Consider the following 17,920-nt stretch of genomic DNA (forward strand, 5'->3'; position numbering starts at 1 on the left):
GGCTGGGGGTTCCCGGACCCGGTGGTGCCGTCGGTGCTGGTGGCGGAGGGGGTCGCGGGGCCGGCCTGGTCGGTGCCGGAGCCCTTGTCCTTGACCGCCCAGAGGATGCCGCCGCCGAGGGCCAGTACGAAGAGCAGGGCGAAGGCGATCAGCAGCGGCGCGCGCTTGCTGCCGGGGCCCTCGTCGTCGTCGGCGGCCTCGTAGCCGGTCGGGTAGTCGTGCCCGGCGTACTCGTGCTGGGGGTACTCGTTCCCGGGGTACTCGTTCGCGGGGTACTCGGGCTGGGCGTACTCGGGCCTGGTGTGGCCCGGCTGGGTGTGACCCTGCTGGGCGGGGTCGTACGGCGGTCGGCCGGGCGCCCCGTACGGGGCCTGGCCGTACGGGGCCGCCTGGCCGTACCCGGGCTGCGGCTGGCCCTGCGGCGGGTACGGCGGCTGCTGGGCGGGCCGGGGCGGTCCGTAGGGCGCCTGCTGCTGCGGCGCGCCCCGGGGCGGGAAGGCGCCGGGCGCGTCGGGGCGCGGCGGCACCGGCTGCGGGATGAAGGCGGTCGGGGCGTCCTCGCCGTACGGTCCGGCCGGCTGCGGCTGCGGCTGCGGCTGCGACGGTCCGGCGGGAGAGCCCGGGGGCGGGCCGGGGGCGGCCGGCGGGGCGGTCGGCGGCGCGCCCGGAGTGGCCGGCTGCTGGGGACCGCGCACCCAGCCGCCCGCACCGCCGCGGGCGGTCGGGTCCCAGACCGCCGGAGCGGTGTTCTGCTGGTCCGTCATCTGTCCCTGGCCCCCACGGTCTGCCCGGGCCTGCTCCGCCCGGGTGCTCTGCTGGTGTCGTGCGGCCGCGCCGCGGTCGCGGGCGCCCGCGACCGCGCGGACACCGTACCTTTCGCGACCCCCGCCCGGCAGCCCCGGCACGACGTTAGAGCATCCGTGATCGCCCGTGGGGCGGGTCGGCCGATTCCGGACACCCCGGGCGGCGGCCGGACGGCGGTGGGTGCGGGGTGCCGGGCCCGGCAGGTCCGGACGGTGGGTCCGACCTGCGGATCAGCCGGCGGTGGCGCGGCGCAGGACGCGCAGCGAGCCGGTCACCGAGACCTCCTCGAAGCCCTCCGCCAGCGCCCGCAGGTACACGCGGTAGGGCGCCTGGCCGCCGTCGGCCGGGTCGGGGAAGACGTCGTGGACGACCAGCAGGCCCTCGGGCGCCAGGTGCGGTGCCCAGCCCTCGTAGTCGGCGGTGGCGTGCTCGTCGGTGTGGCCGCCGTCGATGAAGACCAGGGCCAGCCCGCCGCCCCACAGCGCCGCGATCCGGGGCGAGCGGCCGACCAGGGCGATCACGTGGTCCTCCAGGCCGGCCGCGTGCAGGGTGCGGCGGAACCGGGGGAGGGTGTCCATCCGGCCGACTTCCGGGTCGACCAGGGTCGGGTCGTGGTACTCCCAGCCGGGCTGCTGCTCCTCGGAGCCGCGGTGGTGGTCGACGGTCAGCGCCACGGTGCCGGTCTCCCGGGCGGCCTCGGCCAGCAGGATCGCCGAGCGGCCGCAGTAGGTGCCGATCTCCAGCACGGGGAGGCCGGTGCGGCGGGCGGCGGTCACGGCGGCGGTGTAGAGCGCGAGGCCCTCGTCCACGGGCATGAACCCGGTCGCGCCCTCGAACGCGGCCAGCACCTCGGGCCGGGGGTGCGCGGTCTCCAGGAGGTCGGACATGGTGCTGCTCCTCGGCGGGGTGGTGGGTGGCGGCGCGGTTCGGTTTCCGCCCGCCGTCGGACCCTACTGGACGGTACGGCCCGACCCCGACCCCGCGGCGGCACTCTCGGCTCCGCCCTGGTCCGGCCCGCCACGGGGTGCGGGCCGTCGTCGGCATCCGCCCCGCCCCCCATGGCGGACCGGGTGGTCCTGCGGAGAGCGCGGGGGCGTCAGCCGGCCAGGAGGGTGCGGGCGGCGCGGGTGCGGTGCGGGGCGAGCTCGGTGTCGACGGCGGCGGCCTCCTCCGGCGGGCAGACGACCGCCGCCGGGACGGGTGTCCGCCGCTCCAGCAGCGAGATCCGCAGGTGGGTCGGCGGGTGCGAGGCGTCCACGCGGTGCCCGGACCTGCGCGAGCGGCGGAGCAGCCGTTCGTGCTCCAGCGGCGGGATCGCCGCCAGGTGCGCGCGCAGCTGCGGCCAGAGGGAGTCGGCGTCCGGTCCCGGCGCGGCGTCCCGCCGCCCGGAGCGGGGCCGGGACTGGATCTCGGCCCGCAGCCGCATGGTCACCGTCCCGGTCGCCGGGCCGAGCAGCAGGGCCGCCAGGCTCTCGCGCATCGCCCCGGTGGATCCGACCCGGGCGCCGAGTTCGTCGGCGTGGTACTCGGCCTGCTGCCCGGCCCGCGCCGTGAGCCGGTCGAGGAGGAGGTAGGCCCGGAACAGCAGCCCGCTGAGCAGGTGCAGGAAGGCGTTGCCGAGGTAGTCGCCGATCATGGTCAGCAGCGCGACCACGCCGTACCCGGGCGCGGTCCGCTCGCGCGGCAGGCTGAGGTCGTGCCAGTGCGCGAGCGACCGCATCGCCGAACCGAGCCACAGGCCCTGCCGGTGGTCGCCGTTCACCCGGTGGGCCAGCTCGTGGCCGAGCACCGCGATCCGCTGCGGCCCGTCCAGCGCCTCCCAGAGCGGCAGGCCCAGGGTGAGCACGGAGGTCCGGCGCAGGCCGACCACCCCCATGCTCGCGTTGAAGCTCTCGTCGACCCGGATCACCCCGATCGGCGGCGCCCCGAGTTCGGTGGCGATCCGGTCGGTCAGCCCGTACAGGGCGGGCGCCTCGGCGCGGGTCAGCACGCCCTGGCCGCTCGGCACCCGGCCGAGCCTCGGGCGGATCAGGAAGGCGACGGCGAGCAGCAGGGCGCCCAGGCAGCGCAGGGGCGTGTTGCCGGTGACGAGCAGCCAGAGGCCGGACCCGGTCACGGCGACGGTGACGAGGTGGACCGGGACGGCCAGGGCCGAGGCGGCGAGCCAGTCGTGGCGGGTGGTGTCGACGCGGCCCGCCACCACGTCCTCGAACAGTCGCTCGGTCCGCTCGGCCGCCGCGTGCTCCCGGGCCAGCTCCTTCGCGCTCCTGGCGGTGTCCTCGGCGGCCTCCTCGGCCGGGACGAGGTTCCACTCGCAGGCCGGGCACCAGGCGGTGAACCGGGGGTCGGGGTCGAGCGGCGCGGAGCACTCGGGGCAGCGGTCGGGGCGGCCGCCGACGGGGGCGGTGGCGGTGGCGCTGGTCGGTGGCGCGGCGGGATTCGGCGCGGCGGAGTTCGGCACGGCGGACGATCATGCCAGTGCCGGGGTGGCGGCGGAAGGGTCCGGCCCGGCCGGATCCGGCGCCCGGGTACGGTTCCCGGCGCGGCGCGCGGTCGAGTGGAACGTGTTCTACTCCGAGCGGGCGCGGCGTGCCAGAATCGGCCCGACCGACGATCCGCGAATCCGCGAAGGACCCGGGAGCAGCCCATGCGCGCCGCCATCCTGCACAGGACCGGTCAGGACACGCTCGACGTCCGCGACGACGTCGAGGCGGTCGGCTTCGGACCGGGCAGGGTGAGGATCCGGCTGCGGGCCGCCAGCCTCTGCCACTCCGACCTGTCGGCGATGAGCGGCGTCCTGCCCCAGCCCGCGCCGTTCGTCCCCGGCCACGAGGGCGCCGGCGACGTGGTCGAGGTCGGCGAGGGGGTGACGGAGGTCGCCGTCGGCGACCGGGTGGTGCTCAGCTGGATGGCGCCGTGCGGCCGCTGCGCGCACTGCGGGCGCGGGCGCGCCCACCTCTGCGTGGCGAGCCTGCGGCGGCTCGGTGCCCCGGGCTTCCGCTTCGGCGGGGACGGGGACGGCGCGGGGGAGGCCTCCGGCTTCTACGGCACCGGCACCTTCGCCGAGGAGGTGGTGGTGGACCGCGACGCGGTGGTCCCGGTGCCCGCCGACCTCCCGTACGAACTGGCCGCGCTGATCGGCTGCGGCGTGACCACCGGCATCGGCGCGGCCGTCCACACCGCCCGGGTCGAACCCGGCGCGTCGGTCGCGGTGATCGGTGCCGGCGGGGTGGGCGTCGCCGCCCTCCAGGGCGCCCGGGTCTGCGGCGCGGCCCGGATCGCGGTGGTCGACCCGGTGGCGTCCCGCCGGGAGCGGGCGCTCGCCTTCGGCGCGACCGAGGCACTCGCCCCCGAGGAGCTCAGGGCGGTGGCGAAGGGCCTGCCGGGCGGCGGCTTCGACTACGTCTTCGAGGCGGTCGGCCGCTCGGCCACCGTCCGGGCGGCGTACGACGCGGCCCGGCGCGGCGGCGCGGTGGTGGTGATCGGCGCGGGGGCGCAGGACGACCACGTGCAGTTCGGGATGGGGGAGCTGTTCTTCAACGAGAAGCGGCTGCTGCCCTCGCTGTACGGCGGCGCCCCGCTGTCGGGCACCGTCGCGCTGGTGGTGGAGCTGTGGCGGGCCGGCCGGATCGACCTGGCGGGGATGGTCACGCACCGGGTCGCGCTGGCGGAGGTCAACGAGGCGCTGGCGCAGATGCGGAGCGGCGAGGCACTGCGGACGGTCGTACTGCCGGGCTGAGGGCTGCCGGGTCGGCGCCGGGCGGTGGGTCCGGCCGCGGCACCTCGCCGGGCCGGACCCACCGCGACCGGGTCAGCCCAGGTCGGCCGAGGCTGCGCGATGGCGGCCGTGCGGGTCCGCCTCGGGGCTGTCGTCGGCGGCGGAGCGGCCGCGGTGGCGACCGGCCGCCGCGGTGTCCTCGGTCGTGGTCCCGTCGGTGTCGGTGAGGGTGTCGGAGATCAAGATCGTCTGTCCGTGCTTCCGTGCGAGGGTGCGGGTCGTCCGGCCTTCGGCCGGTACCACTGGACCCGGCCGGGGCGCGGCCGCCACCCTAACCGGCGGGGCGGACGGGGTGCTCCCGGGATCACGGCGCCCGCGCCCCGAACGACCCTGCCCCGTACGGCCCGACGGTTCGTACGACCCGGCTGCCGGTCCGACCTGTTTCGGCGGCCCGGGGCACCCAACGGGCGCTCCCCCGTGGCGCATTCGCTCCCGCCGGGCGGGCGGATCTGGGAGACTCCGCCCAGGGGCCGCGGCACGGGGACGGGGCGGCCCGGACACCAGCGAGGGCGGGGGCCGGATGGAGCCGGTGTTGATTCTGGCGGTCGTGTTCGTCGCGACGCTGTTCGTCGTGCTGGTCAGGTCGGTGGGGCGTTGGCGGGCCCGCCGACGCCCGGTCGGACGGAACCCCGTCGGCCCACCCGCGGCGCCGGGCGGGCCCCTGCCCGGCGGTGCGTCGTTCGGTGTTGTGTCACCGGGTGTTGTGTCACCCGGCGGTGCGTCACCCGTCCACCGGGCCACCCCGCCGCCGCCCGCCGACGCGTACCCCCCGACCGTTCCCGCGCTCGGCGACCTCGGAGACCTCGGCAGCCTCGGCCGCTTCCGCCTGACCGGCGAGTTGGGGCGGGGCGGCATGGGGACGGTCTACCTGGGCCTGACCCCGGGCGGCCGCCCGGTCGCAGTGAAGGTGGTGAACCCGGAGCTCGCCGCGGACCCGTCCTTCCGTCGCCGCTTCGCCCGTGAGATCGAGGCCGCGCGCAAGGTCGGCGGCTTCCACACCGCGCCCGTGGTCGACGCGGATCCGTACGGCGACCCACCCTGGCTGGCCACCGAGTACATCCCCGGCCCGTCGCTGCAGGAGGTCCTCCGCCGGCACGGGCCGGTACCGGCGCGCACGCTGCACGCGCTCGCGGCCGGGATCGCCGAGGCGCTGGAGGAGATCCACCGCTGCGGTGTGACCCACCGCGACCTCAAGCCGGGCAATGTCGTCGTCTCCGGCACCGGCCCGCGGCTGATCGACTTCGGCATCGCCCAGGTCGCCGACGACACCCGGCTCACCTCCACCGGATTCGTCGTCGGCACGGCCGGCTTCGTCGCCCCGGAACAGTTCACCGGTGCACCGGTGACCCCCGCCGTCGATCTGTACGCGTTCGGGATGGTGCTGTGCCACGCCGGTGGGGCGGCTCCGTTCGCCCCGGGGGTGCCGCTGGAATCCGCCCTGGGCATGCTTCCCGCACACCTGGCGGCGGTCGTGGCCCGGTGCCTGGACCGCGACCCCGGGCGCCGGCCCACCGCGTACGAGGTTCTGCGGCAGCTCTCCGGAGACCGGATCGGGAACGACGACTGGCTGCCACCACCGGTCCGGACGATGGTGGAGCAGCACCACCGCCCCGGCAGCCCCTGGGAAACGCCCTAGGCCGGGCGGCCGGTGCGCAGGAAGCCCGCGAGCAGTTCGTGCAGCACCGCGCCGCCCTCCTCGGCCAGCACCTCGTGCCCGGCGCCCGCCGCCTCGATGTAGCGGAAGTCGGCGCCCTCGGTGCGCCCGATCCGCAGCAACTCGTGCCGCAGCGCACGGGACTGGCTCACCGGTACCACCTCGTCCCGGTCGCCGTGCACCACCAGCAGCGGCGCGCCGATCCGGTGCGCGAGCTGCAGCACGTCGCGCGGTCCGCGGGCGTCCGCGATCGGCTCCCCGCCGCCCAGCCGGGTGGTCAGCGCCCGGACCGGGTCGGAGGCTTCGGCGAGCAGTCGGGCGCCGGACAGGAACGGCGCGACCACCGCGCAGCGCGCCACCTGCTCGGCCGGTGCGTGGGCCGCCGCCAGCAGCGCGAGGAAGGCGCCGTAGCTGACGCCGAACAGGGCCGGCGGCTCCAGTCCGAGCGCGGCCCGCTGGCCGGCGATGCCCTCCAGCAGGTGCAGGACGTCGTCGAGATCGGGCCCGCCCCAGGCGCCCCGGATCGCCAGCGCGTGCGCCACCCCGTAGCCCGTGGAGCCGCGCTGGTTCGGGGCGAGCACGGCCAAGCCCTCGCCGGCCATCCGCTGCAGTGCCGGGTCGAACTCCAGCCGCCAGGCGTCCGCCGGGCCGCCGTGCAGGGCGAGCACCAGCTGGGGGCTGCTCAGCCAGGCGTCCCCGCCGTACACCACCGCCTCCAACGGGCCTGCCGGGCCGGAGAGTTCGAGGCTCTGGGCAGGATGCCAGCGGCCGCCGTCGCCGGGCTCGGCGGAACCGTCCAGCCGCCAGCCGCGCAGCGTCGTGCCGGGGCGGCTCCTGGTGGTGCCGGGCTGCCAGGGCAGCACGGTGTCCCGCCACGGGCCCGGCAACCCCGAGCCCAGCGGCGCCAGTTGGAGCGGCAGCGGCACCGGCCCCGAGGTAGTGGCGACCGGGCCCTGGGTCAGCAGCGCGTCCACGTCCAGGGTGGCGAGCGCGGCCGGGTGGTCCGGCGCCGAGTACGGCAGCCGCAGCCCGTCCGCCGACCAGTGGCCTACCGCGCCGAGCCGCCCGGGCGGGACCGGCAGCGGGTCCAGCCGGCCGAGGGCGGGCCGCCACAGGGCGAGCGAGCAGCCCGCGCCGTGGTCGATCTGCACCGCGACCCGGGGTCCGTCGGCGGCCGGACGCAGCGCGACCGGCCGCAGGAACATGCCCGCGACGTGCAGGACTTCGGGGAACCGCAGCGGCTCGCCGCCGCCGGGCACGCCCCAGCCGATCCGGTCGGTGCCGGGCGCGTCGCTGCGCACCATGGCGAACCGGCTGTCCGGGTCGAACAGCAGCAGCCGGTCGTTGCTGTGCTCGCCGATCTCCAGCAGCGGGGTGACGGCGCCGGTGCGCAGGTCGAGCACCACGGTGCGGACCAGGCCGTCGCCCACCCGGTCGAGGGCCAGCAGCGCGCCGGCGTGGTCCAGCCAGACGCCACCGCCGTGCAGGCCCGGGATCTCGGCGATCTGGTGCGGCGGCGAGCCGTCGGCCCGGACCAGCCAGACCGTGGTGCCCGGCCGGGTGTCGCTGCCCAGGGCGAGGGCGACCGGGGCGCGGGGGCCGGACGCCGCGCCCGCCGGGAGCGGCAGCAGCCGGAGTCCGGGCATCCGCAGGGTGGCCAGCGGCCGTTCGGCGGTGACGGCCCGGCCGTACTGGTCGGTGGCGGCGGAGAGCGTCACCAGGTCGTGCCGGTCGCCGTCGGAACGGCGGACCAGCACCGAGCCGTCCGGCAGGGCGACCAGCTGCGAGCGGAGGTCCTCGGAGCGGTGGCCGGGCAGCGGGAGCCCGGTCGGCAGGGCGGGGCCCCGGGCGGGGAGGTGCCAGCTCTCGGCGTACCAGCCGCCGTCGGCGGCGGAGGCCAGGCAGGCGGCGTGGCTGCCGTCGGCGGAGAAGGTGAAGCCGAGCCGGCGCAGGGCCTGGGTCCCGGCCCGGGTGGTCACGTCCATGAATCCACCTGCCCGGCCGGATCGGGGCCGGTCCGCCCGGACGGCGTACCGAGCGGTGGGTCGAAGGGTCTGTCGGAGGGTGTGTCGAAGGGGGCCGGGTCCACCCAGAGCCGCGGACCGCCGTGCCGCAGCCGCAGCAGGAAGGCCAGTGCCCCCGCCGTCCCGGTGCCGTACGCGGGCGCGCACCCGGTGCCGGTCTCGTCCGGCAGCACCAGCAGCCCGTCGCGCAGGGCCGCGCGGGCGGCGATCAGCAGGCCCGACTCGACGGCGGCGGAGCGGAAGCCCGGATCGCCGGTGGCCTCGGCGAGGTCGAGCAGGAACTCGCCGTCCCCGGCCAGGCCGTGGCAGGCGCAGACACCGCTGTGCCAGCGTCCGGCGGTCACCGCCCGCCCGGCGGCCAGGGCCAGCCGGTGCGCGTCGGCGTCGCCGGTGGCGCGCCAGAGCCGCAGCAGGAAGGTGCCGGCGCCGGAGGAGCCGTTGCACCAGTGGGTCAGGCGGACGTGCGCGGGGTCCTCGGCGCTCCGCGGCCACCGGGCGGCGGGGGAGGCGCCGTCGTCGGCCGGGCCCGGGGCGGCCGGCGGGTCGAGGCGGGCGGTGGCGGCGAGGGTGCGGCCGGCCTCGACGGCGCCGGCGAGCAGCGCTGCGTCCCCGGTGGCCCGGGCCGCCGCCAGCAGGAAGGCGCCGACGCCCGCGACCCCGTGCGCGAACCCGAGGTGGGTGATCCCGGCGAGCGCGGAGTCGAAGTCCTGCGGCACCGGCCACACCGCGCCGTAGGGAGCCTGGCGGGCGGCGGCGAGGAGGCCGTGGCCGCACCGCGACGCCCGGGCGAGGAACTCCGCCGCCCCGGCCGCCCCGTCGGCATCGGGGGATCCGGGCAGGTCCTCGGCGGCGCAGCGGAGTTGCAGGAAGCCGGCGCCGGCCGCGCCGTGGCAGACGTCCGGGTTCGGCCACTCGACGGCTATCCGCTCGGCCAGCTCGGCCGCCCGCCGGGCGAGTGCCCGGTCGTCCAGGGCGCGGGCGGCGTCCAGCAGTGCCCAGGCGGCGCCGGAGCGTCCGAAGTGCAGCCCGGGCAGGACCACCGGTTCGGCGGCGCAGCGGCGCTCGATCCAGTCGGCGGCGGTCCGGGCGGTGGCCCGGGCGGTGGCCCGGACGTCCTCGGGCAGCCCGGTGGTCGCGGCCGCCCGGGCGAGGACGGCCAGGACGCCGGCCGCGCCGTGCTGGACATTGCAGGGGTCCGCGCGTTCGCCGGCCTGCACCACGGGCCACAGCCGGTCCCGGCGCGAGGGTGCGGCGGTGGCGGCGATGTGCCGCAGTCCGTCGTGCAGCACCCGGTCGAGGACCGCGGTGTCGCTCCCGCCGTGGCCGTGGCTGCGGCCGTCGACGCGGGTGGCGGCGGCCGGGGTCGGCCCCGGCCGGTCCGGCGTCGTGGCCGGTTCGGTGTGCCAGAACGCCCCGCCGGGCTCGGCGCGGTCCGTGTCGCTGTCGGCCCCGGCCGGCCCGGGTCCGTCGAGCTGCTCGGGGTCCCGCACCGGTGCGGGGCGGTCCGGGCCGGACGGGCGGTCGGCCCGGAACGGGGCGTGGCCGTCGGCCGCGAGGGACTCCCGGACCAGGGCCGGGTGCCAGCGGTGGCGCGGGTCCTCGGCGCGCAGGCCGAGCACGGCCGGGGCCAGTCGGCGCGCGGTGGTGCCGCAGCGGGCGGCGAGGGCGAGCCAGCGGCCGAGCCGGTCGGCGACCGGGCGGGCGTGCGGCAGGTCCTCGGGCAGCAGCGGGTCGTGCCCGGTGGCGAGCAGGAAGAACAGCCCGCCCAGCGCGAAGAGGTCCGCCTCCGGTTCGGCGGTGCGGGTGCCGTCGCCGCCGCGGCCCGCCGTCAGGCCGGCGAACCCCCCGCCGCGCCGCACCGCCGCCGGGGCCCCGGCGGCGGTGACCAGGGCGAGCCGCCCCGGCCCCTGCTCGGGGGCACGGTAGCCGGGCACGCCGGCCGGGCCGGCACTGCTGCCGGCCTCGGCGGCCAGTTCCAGGTCCACCAGCCGCAGCGAGCCGTCCGGCTGGACGAGCACATGGCCGGGGGAGAGGTCGCGCAGCACCAGCCCCTGCTCGTGCACCCGCTCGACGAGGTCGAGCAGGATGTGGGCCATCGGTCCGGCCTCGGCCCAGTCGACGTCGGGGCTGCCGTCGCGGCGCAGTCGGGCCGCGACCCAGCTGCCGAGCGGCTGTCCGGCGATTCGTTCCTGCACCAGGAAGAGCGAGTCGTCCTGTTCGACGAGTTCGACCGGTCTCGGGGCCAGCCCCAGGCCCTCCAGCCGGGTGAGCAGCGCGGCCTCGTGCCGCAGGGCGGCGCGGGCGTCGGTGCCGGCGGGGTCCATCTCGATGTGCGCGCGGGCCTGCTTGACCACGACCTCGGCGCCGCCGTCGGTGTCGCGGCCGAGGAAGACGCCGCCCTTGGCGCCGTGCCGGATCGCCCCGGTGACCACGTAGCGTCCGGCGAGCAGGACCCCGCCGCTGCCGCGCCGCCGGGGCGCGGGCCGGCCGACGCCCGGCCGGTACCCGGGTCCGGGGGAACCGGCGGCGCCGGGCGTACCGGGCGGGGTCGGGCCGAGCGGGGCCGGGGCGGCCCGCGGCCCGTCGAACGCCTGCTGTCCCTCGGCGGCCAGCGGATCCCGGGCCCACGGCGGGATCCGGTACGAGGCCCCGCGCACGTCCTCGACCCGCTCGCCGTCCGGCCCGCGCAGCATCGACCGGTACCCGCCGTCGTTGCCCAGCTCGGCCCGGGCCGCGATCGCGCCGTACCGGTAGTGGACGAGACTTCCGGGCCGGTACGGGCGGTCGGAGAGCACCGCGGGCCCGGGCAGGCCGTCGGTGGCGCGGTGCAGCGCGGCGGCCAGCCGCCGGAACTGCGGTTCGCCGACCGGGTAGACGGTGATGAACTTGCCGGCCGAACCCTGTTCGCTGTGGCGCGAGTTGAGCTCGTGCAGCTGGGCCGGTCCGGTCGCGAACCGGAACGCGCACGGGTCCTCGGCGAGTACTTCGGCGACGGCCGCGAGCACCGCGCCGCCGACCGTCGAGGCGGCGCTGACGTGGAGCTTCCAGCCCTCGTCGGGGAGTTCGCCCGGGGTCGGCCTGGCCGTGGACCAGAAGCCCTCGACGTCCACCCGCCAGCCGACCCGCCGGTCCTGTCCGTCCTGTCCGTCCTGTCCGTCCCGGCCTTCCCGCCCGTCGACCGGCGGGACCCCGGCGGCGAGGGCGGTCCGCGTCATCCCGGGCCACCCGCCGTCCGGGTCCGGCCTGCCGTCCGCCGGAGCGTCGCCTGCCGGAGCGTCGCCCGCCGGATCCGTGCCACCGGCCGTCCGCAGCGATGTGTCCGCCCGCATCCGCCACCACATCCCTTCGTCGGGTGCCGACGCGCCCGTCCCGGTGCCCGCTGCTCCGGCACCGGGCGCGCGGCCACGGCCTGAAATCGGTTCCTCGGAAGGCCCGGGTCCGCCGCCCCGGTGGCGGTCCGCACCGCCCCGGCCGCATCCGGCCCGTTCTGCGCACCCGGGACCGCGCCTCCGGCGGACCGCCCTCCCGGCGCCCTGGCCGGGGCGACTCCCATGGCCGGGACAACTCCCTTTCGCAGAAGTGAAGTTACTTTCGGTAGCGAGGGATGCTCAATCCGAAGCCGGTCACTTCACTCGTAAGGGTGATCCGGGCGCCGTTTCGAATTCGTGCGAACCGCGGGGTGTGCGCGAGGCCCGCCCGGTCACCCGGTGCGAACCGGGCCCGGGCGCCGGTCGAACGGGGCCGCCGCCCGCCCGAGGGCACCCGCGCCCCGGGTTGACGCGCGCGCGCCCCCGGCGGGGCCGCCCACCGGGCGGCCGGGCGGGCGGACGGCTCCCCCCGTGCGCACGGTAGTCTCGACAGGTGCCGAAACTGTCCGACGTCATCACCGCCCTCGAAGAGCTGTACCCGCCGCAGTGGGCGGAGTCCTGGGACGCCGTCGGCCTGGTCTGCGGAGACCCTCAGGCCGAGGTCCGCCGCGTGCTGTTCGCCGTCGACCCCGTGCAGGCGGTCGTCGAGGAGGCCGTCGAGTGGGGGGCGGACCTGGTGGTCACCCACCACCCGCTGTACCTGCGCGGCACCACCACCGTGGCCGCCACCACCTTCAAGGGCCGGGTCGTGCACACCCTGATCCGCGCCGGGATCGCCCTGCACGTGGCCCACACCAATGCCGACCACGCCGACCCGGGTGTCTCGGACGCGCTCGCCGAGGCGGTCGGCGTGACCGTGACCGGCCCGCTGGTCCCGGACCCGACCGACCCGCTGGGCCGGCGCGGCACCGGGCGGGTCGGCCTGCTGGAGCCCCCGCTGCCGCTGGCCGCGTTCGCCGCGCGGGTCGCCGCCGGCCTGCCGGCCACCGCCGCCGGTGTCCGGGTCTCCGGTGACCCGAACCGGCTGATCAGCCGGGTCGCGGTGTGCGGCGGATCGGGCGACAGCCTGTTCGCCGAGGTGCGCGCGGCGGGCGTCGACGCCTACCTGACCGCCGACCTGCGCCACCACCCGGCCTCCGAGGCCGCCGAGGCGGCGCCGGTCGCCCTGGTCGACGCCGCGCACTGGGCCACCGAGTGGCCCTGGCTGCCGCTGGCCGAGCGGGCGCTGCTCGGTACCGCCGAGAAGCGCGGGTGGACCGTGGAGACCAGGGTCTCCCGTACGGTCACCGACCCGTGGACCGCGCACGCCCCCATGTCCTTCCCCGCCTGACCCGATTCACAGGAGCTCTCCGCTTGAACGCCGCGCCCGCCGACCAGATCCGCCTGCTCGACCTCCAGGCCTTCGACTCCAAGCTCGACCAGCTGGCCCACCGGCGGCGCAGCCTGCCGGAGCACGCCGAGATCGACAAGGTCAACGCCGACCACACCGCGCTGAAGGACCTGGTGGTCGCCGCCCAGGCCCAGCACGGCGACACCACCCGTGAGCTGACCAAGGCCGAGCAGGACGTGGAGCAGGTCCGCTCCCGGGCCGCCCGCAACCAGCAGCGCCTGGACTCCGGCGCGATCACCTCGCCGAAGGACCTGGAGAACCTCCAGCACGAGATCGGCTCGCTGGCCAAGCGCCAGGGCGACCTCGAGGACGTCGTGCTGGAGATCATGGAGCGGCTGGAGTCCGCCCAGACCCGGGTCACCGAGCTGACCGCGCGCCTGGAGCACTCCACCGTCGTGCTGACCGAGGCCGAGGGCCGCCGGGACGCCGCGTACGCCGAGATCGACGCCGAGGTGGAGAAGGTCCGCCGCGACCGCGAGGCCGTCGCCGCCGTCGTCCCGGCCGACCTGATGAAGGTCTACGCCAAGCTGCGCGAGACGCAGGGCGGCGTCGGCGCGGCCCGCCTGTTCCAGCGCCGCTGCGAGGGCTGCCGCACCGAGTTCTCGATCACCGAGCTGAACTCCATCAAGGCCGAGCCGGCCGACAAGGTGGTCCGCTGCGAGAACTGCTCCCGGATCCTGGTCCGCACCGCCGATTCGGGCGTCTGACCCGGTGGCCGTGCGCAGGTTCGTCGTCGAGGCGGACGGCGGTTCCCGGGGCAACCCGGGGCCGGCCGGCTACGGCGCGGTGGTCCGGGACGGCGACACCGGACAGATCATCGCCGAGGCTGCGGAGTTCATCGGCCACGCGACCAACAACGTCGCCGAGTACAAGGGCCTGATCGCCGGCCTGAGGGCGGCCCGGGCGATCGACCCGGCCGCCTCGGTGGACGTCCGGATGGACTCCAAGCTGGTCGTCGAGCAGATGTCCGGCCGGTGGAAGATCAAGCACCCGGACATGCAGCCGCTCGCGGCCGAGGCGCGTGAGGTCTTCCCGCGCGCGCAGGTGGCGTACACCTGGATCCCGCGCGAGCGGAACAAGGACGCCGACCGGCTGGCCAACGAGGCGATGGACGCGGGCAAGGCGGGCCGCCAGTGGGAGCCCAGGGCCCCCAAGGCCGCCGCCGTTGTCGACGAGCCCGAACCGCCGCTGGAGACCGCCGCGCCCAAGGCCGGCTGGGCGGCGCCCGCCGACCTCGGCACCCCGACCACCTTCGTCCTGCTCCGGCACGGCGAGACCCACCTCACCCCGGAGAAGCGGTTCTCCGGCAGCGGCGGCACCGACCCGGAGCTGTCCGAGAAGGGCCGCTGGCAGGCCGAGCGGGCCGCCGAGGCGCTCGCCGCGCGCGGTTCGGTCCAGGCCGTGGTGGCCTCGCCGATGCTGCGCACCCGGCAGACCGCCGAGACCGTGGCCGCCCGGCTGGGCCTGGAGGTCCGGTACGAGGAGGGGCTGCGCGAGGTCGACTTCGGGGCCTGGGAGGGGCTGACCTTCGGCGAGGTCCAGGAGCGGCACCCGGAGGACCTCGCCGCCTGGCTCGGCTCCGCCAGGGCCAGGCCGACCGGCGGGGGCGAGAGCTTCACCACCCTCACCCACCGGGTCGGGGTGGCCCGGGACAAGGTCCTCGCCCGCTACCCCGGGAAGACCGTGCTGGTGGTCTCGCACGTCAGCCCGATCAAGACGCTGGTCCGGCTGGCGCTCGGCGCCCCGCCGGACTCGCTGTACCGGATGGAGCTGTCCGCCGCCTCGATCTGCGCCGTCCAGTACTACGCGGACGGCAACGCCTCGCTGCGGCTGCTCAACGACACCGGGCACCTGCGCTGACGGACGCCGGGGCCGGTCGGATCCCGTCCGACCGGCCCCGGCGCGCCTCGGGACTCAGTGCACCTCGGTGACCACCACGTCCAGCTGCCACGGCTTGCGCGCGGTGCCCTCGGCGGCGACCTCCACCCGGTGGCCGAGCCCCAGCAGCGCGTCCAGCAGCTCGCCGGGCGTCTTGGGCTCGGCGCCCGCGACCAGCAGGTCACGGACCAGGCGGCCCTTGGTGGCCTTGTTGAAGTGGCTCACCACCGTGCGCCGGCCGTCGCGCTCCTGCAGCACCCGCACGGTCGCCGTCCGGGCTACGAGCTCGCCGGCGGGCTTCCAGGCGGCCGCGTACGCGGAGGAGCGCAGGTCCAGCACCAGCCCGTCGGCGACCTCCGGCAGCACGGGCGCCATCGCGCTCCGCCAGTACGCTCCGAGCGCCCCCAGTCCGGGGAGTTTCACGCCCATCGAGCAGCGGTAGGGCGGGATCCGGTCGTCGATCCGTACGGCGCCCCAGAGCCCGGAGAAGACCAGCAGCGTCCGCACGGCCCGGTCGTACGCGGCCTCGTCGAGCGTCGCCAGCCCGAGGTTGTCGAAGAGCACACCGGTGTACACCTCCCCGGCCGGGAAGGCCCCCGCCGTCGGCAGGCCCGCGTTGCGCGCCACCTCGCCGCGCAGCCCGGGGCTCAGCCCCAGCACCTCGGCGGCGGCGTCCTCGTCGCCCCGGCAGAGTCCGACCAGCGTCTCCAGCACCCGGGCCCGGGCCGCCGTCAGCCCGGACAGCGACAGTCCGTCGAGCGCCACCGGCACGCCGTCCCCGGACGCGGCCTTCCCCTCCGAGGGCGGCAACAGGACCAGCACGGCGGACTCCTCAACACTTTGTGGCGACGGACCCGGCCACCCTACGCAACCGGCCCCGGCTCCCGGTAACCCGTGCCGGCCGCCGCGACCACCGCCGCCCCGGTGCCGAGCGCCAGGCAGAGCGGCGAGTAGTACCGGGCGTCGAGCCGCCGGAACCGCTCCGAGCGCAGAGCCCGCTCGCCGCCGACCAGCGTCAGCCCGCCCGCACCGCGGGTCAGCAGCACCGCCGACACCGTCCACACCCCCGCCCGGCGCAGCCGCGCCGGCCCGACCGCCGGCGCCGCCCCGGCCTCCGCGGCCACCAGGTAGGCGGCCGCACCGAGCAGCCCCGCCACCGCCGCGCACGCCGCCGCCGGGGGCACCCCGTCGCCGGTGCCGACCACGGTGTCCGCGAACTCCTCCGGAGTCCGCAACGGCCACGGCGTCACCGTCCACAGCGCGTGCAGCGCCCCCGTTCCCGCCAGCACCCCGGCCACCGCCGTCCCCACGGCCCGTACCGCTCGCATCGCCCGTTCCCCCTTCGCCGTCGATCATCAGCGCCTCCCACGCTACGACCTCTTACGCCGACGCCCCGCCCGGTCCGGCCCCGGCCGCGCCGCCCCGACGTCGGCGCGCCGCCCGCCGCCGACCTCCGGCCGGAACCACCCGCCCGGCCCTACGCTGCCCCCATGCCCCGCCGAAAACTGCGCGTCAAGGCCGCCGACTCCGCCCGGATCAATGCCGAACTGGCCGAGCTGCGGGCCGCTCTGGAGATCCGCACCGAATGGCCCGAGGCGGCACTGGCGGAGGCCGAGCGGGCCGCCGAGGCACCCCGGCTGCCCGACCACGACGCCACCGAGCTGCCGCTGTTCACCGTCGACCCGCCCGGCTCCCGCGACCTCGACCAGGCGATGCACCTCGCCCACCGCCCCGGCGGCGGCTACCGGGTGCACTACGCCATCGCCGACGTCGCCGCCTTCGTCCGCCCCGGCGGGGCGATCGACCAGGAGGCCCGCCGCCGGGTGCAGACGCTGTACTTCCCCGACCGGCCGGTGGCGCTGCACCCGACCCGGCTCTCCGAGGACGCGGCCAGCCTGCTGCCCGGCGAACCCCGCCCCGCGCTGCTCTGGCAGCTCGACCTGGACGAGGACGGCGCCGTCGTCCTCGCCGACCTGCGGCGCGCCGTGGTCCGCTCGCACCGCCGGCTCGACTACGCGGCCGTCCAGCGCGCCGTGGACGCCGGCGGCGCCGACGAGCAGCTCGTCCTGCTCGCCACCGTCGGCCGGCTGCGCGAGGAACAGGAGCGCGAGCGCGGCGGGGTCAGCCTTCCCGTGCCCGAGCAGGAGATCGAGGAGACCCCGCGCGGCTACGTCCTCGGCTACCGCGCGCCCACCCCCGCCGACGGCTGGAACGCCCAGATCTCGCTGCTCACCGGCATGGCCGCGGCCGAGCTGATGCTGGACGCCGGGGTCGGCCTGCTCCGCACCCTGCCCGCCGCGCCGCCCGACGCGTACGAGCGGCTGCGCCGCACCGCCCGCGCGCTGGACATCGACTGGCCCGACGGCCTGCCGTACCCGGACCTGGTCCGTTCGCTGGACCCGGACCGCCCGCTGCACGCCGCCTTCCTGAACGAGTGCACCGGCCTGCTGCGGGGCGCCGGCTACCGGGCCTTCGACGCCGCCCGGGGCCGGCCCGCGCCCGCCGACCCCGGACACGCCGCGCTGGCCGCGCCGTACGCGCACTGCACCGCGCCGCTGCGCCGGCTGGGGGACCGGTTCGCCCAGGAGGTCTGCGCGGCGGTCGCGGCGGGGGAGGAGCCGCCGGACTGGGCGCGCGAGGCGCTGGTGGACGTGGCCGCGCTGATGACGGCCGGGGACCGCCGGGCGGGCGAGGTCGAACGGGCCTGCATGGACCTGGTGGAGGCGGAGGTGCTGTCCGGCCGGGTGGGCGAGGACTTCCCGGCGGTGGTCATCGACGTGGACGGGAAGCGGCCGGGCCGGGGCACCGTCCAGCTCCGCGAGCCGGCCGTCCGGGCCCGCTGCGACCGGGCGGGGACGGGGCCCGGCGAGGGGGCCGACGGGGAGTCGCCCGGCACCGCCCTGCCGCTCGGCGGCCGGATCTCCGCCCGGCTCACCGTCGCGGACCCCACCACCCGGACGGTCCGCTTCGCCGCCGTCTGAGCCGGGTCCTGGTGGGAGGATCGACCCGTGCCCGATGCGACCT

13 protein-coding genes and 1 pseudogene are annotated in these 17,920 nt (G+C 77.4%); 6 read left to right on the forward strand and 8 right to left on the reverse strand.

Annotated features, from left to right (window positions below; genetic code table 11):
• The 3 genes and pseudogenes from ADK60_RS10250 to ADK60_RS10260 all read right to left on the reverse strand — a co-directional run.
• Positions 1–764, reverse strand: a pseudogene (locus ADK60_RS10250) (hypothetical protein); the annotation flags it as partial.
• A 270-nt stretch (positions 765–1,034) separates the two neighbouring features.
• Entirely contained in the window at positions 1,035–1,691 is a 657-nt protein-coding gene (locus tag ADK60_RS10255; RefSeq protein WP_045940411.1) for a class I SAM-dependent methyltransferase, read from the reverse strand.
• A 209-nt stretch (positions 1,692–1,900) separates the two neighbouring features.
• Complete coding sequence (locus ADK60_RS10260) at positions 1,901–3,265, reverse strand: M48 family metalloprotease (protein WP_053645043.1); 1,365 nt, start codon at positions 3,263–3,265, stop codon at positions 1,901–1,903.
• A 186-nt stretch (positions 3,266–3,451) separates the two neighbouring features.
• Between ADK60_RS10260 and ADK60_RS10265 the strand changes: the two genes are divergently transcribed.
• Positions 3,452–4,543 (forward strand): alcohol dehydrogenase catalytic domain-containing protein, encoded by a 1,092-nt coding sequence (locus ADK60_RS10265; RefSeq protein ID WP_053645045.1) that lies wholly within the window; start codon positions 3,452–3,454, stop codon positions 4,541–4,543.
• Between the two features lie 72 nt (positions 4,544–4,615).
• Here the strand turns inward: ADK60_RS10265 and ADK60_RS44685 are convergent, their stop codons facing one another.
• Entirely contained in the window at positions 4,616–4,765 is a 150-nt protein-coding gene (locus ADK60_RS44685) for a hypothetical protein (RefSeq protein ID WP_159400379.1), read from the reverse strand.
• Between the two features lie 520 nt (positions 4,766–5,285).
• On the opposite strand from ADK60_RS44685, the gene ADK60_RS10270 reads away from it, so the two are divergent.
• Positions 5,286–6,218: a serine/threonine-protein kinase gene (locus ADK60_RS10270; RefSeq protein ID WP_053645047.1), complete on the forward strand. Its 933-nt coding sequence runs from the start codon at positions 5,286–5,288 to the stop codon at positions 6,216–6,218.
• Here ADK60_RS10270 and ADK60_RS10275 read toward each other — a convergent pair.
• Positions 6,215–8,221 carry a S9 family peptidase gene (locus tag ADK60_RS10275; RefSeq protein ID WP_053645049.1) on the reverse strand — a complete coding sequence of 669 codons (2,007 nt, stop codon included), beginning with the start codon at positions 8,219–8,221 and terminating at the stop codon, positions 6,215–6,217. The genes ADK60_RS10270 and ADK60_RS10275 overlap by 4 nt on opposite strands.
• Positions 8,212–11,475 carry a class IV lanthionine synthetase LanL gene (lanL, locus tag ADK60_RS10280; RefSeq protein ID WP_159400380.1) on the reverse strand — a complete coding sequence of 1,088 codons (3,264 nt, stop codon included), beginning with the start codon at positions 11,473–11,475 and terminating at the stop codon, positions 8,212–8,214. Before lanL ends, ADK60_RS10275 begins: the two co-directional genes overlap by 10 nt.
• A 646-nt stretch (positions 11,476–12,121) precedes the next feature.
• Between lanL and ADK60_RS10285 the strand changes: the two genes are divergently transcribed.
• From ADK60_RS10285 to ADK60_RS10295, 3 genes are read left to right on the forward strand one after another with little or no spacing between them, the layout of a single operon-like run.
• Positions 12,122–12,958, forward strand: a complete 837-nt coding sequence (locus tag ADK60_RS10285) for a Nif3-like dinuclear metal center hexameric protein (RefSeq protein ID WP_053645052.1) — start codon at positions 12,122–12,124, stop codon at positions 12,956–12,958.
• A 23-nt stretch (positions 12,959–12,981) separates the two neighbouring features.
• On the forward strand, positions 12,982–13,725 hold the full coding sequence (locus ADK60_RS10290; RefSeq protein ID WP_045940418.1) for a zinc ribbon domain-containing protein: 744 nt from the start codon (positions 12,982–12,984) through the stop codon (positions 13,723–13,725).
• A 10-nt stretch (positions 13,726–13,735) separates the two neighbouring features.
• The gene (locus tag ADK60_RS10295; protein WP_234371022.1) at positions 13,736–14,878 is read left to right on the forward strand and encodes a bifunctional RNase H/acid phosphatase; all 1,143 of its coding nucleotides are present in this window, start codon (positions 13,736–13,738) and stop codon (positions 14,876–14,878) included.
• A gap of 54 nt (positions 14,879–14,932) precedes the next feature.
• Here the strand turns inward: ADK60_RS10295 and yaaA are convergent, their stop codons facing one another.
• Both yaaA and ADK60_RS10305 read right to left on the reverse strand, forming a co-directional pair.
• Positions 14,933–15,718 carry a peroxide stress protein YaaA gene (yaaA, locus tag ADK60_RS10300; RefSeq protein WP_045940420.1) on the reverse strand — a complete coding sequence of 262 codons (786 nt, stop codon included), beginning with the start codon at positions 15,716–15,718 and terminating at the stop codon, positions 14,933–14,935.
• Between the two features lie 41 nt (positions 15,719–15,759).
• Positions 15,760–16,224, reverse strand: a complete 465-nt coding sequence (locus ADK60_RS10305; protein ID WP_079008217.1) for a DUF3995 domain-containing protein — start codon at positions 16,222–16,224, stop codon at positions 15,760–15,762.
• A 162-nt stretch (positions 16,225–16,386) separates the two neighbouring features.
• Between ADK60_RS10305 and ADK60_RS10310 the strand changes: the two genes are divergently transcribed.
• Positions 16,387–17,877, forward strand: coding sequence for an RNB domain-containing ribonuclease (locus tag ADK60_RS10310; protein ID WP_053645058.1), 1,491 nt, complete (start codon positions 16,387–16,389; stop codon positions 17,875–17,877).
• Positions 17,878–17,920 lie beyond the last annotated feature (43 nt).

The organism is Streptomyces sp. XY431 (assembly GCF_001279805.1).
Lineage (GTDB): Bacteria > Actinomycetota > Actinomycetes > Streptomycetales > Streptomycetaceae > Kitasatospora > Kitasatospora purpeofusca.

Excerpts from the sequence above, each read along its gene's own strand:
- ADK60_RS10255 (WP_045940411.1), bottom strand. The coding sequence starts at position 1,691 with ATGTCCGACCTCCTGGAGACCGCGCACCCCCGGCCCGAGGTGCTGGCC.
- ADK60_RS10275 (WP_053645049.1), bottom strand. The coding sequence starts at position 8,221 with ATGGACGTGACCACCCGGGCCGGGACCCAGGCCCTGCGCCGGCTCGGC.
- ADK60_RS10305 (WP_079008217.1), bottom strand. The coding sequence starts at position 16,224 with ATGCGAGCGGTACGGGCCGTGGGGACGGCGGTGGCCGGGGTGCTGGCG.
- ADK60_RS10310 (WP_053645058.1), top strand. The coding sequence starts at position 16,387 with ATGCCCCGCCGAAAACTGCGCGTCAAGGCCGCCGACTCCGCCCGGATC.
- ADK60_RS10265 (WP_053645045.1), top strand. The coding sequence starts at position 3,452 with ATGCGCGCCGCCATCCTGCACAGGACCGGTCAGGACACGCTCGACGTC.
- lanL (WP_159400380.1), bottom strand. The coding sequence starts at position 11,475 with ATGACGCGGACCGCCCTCGCCGCCGGGGTCCCGCCGGTCGACGGGCGG.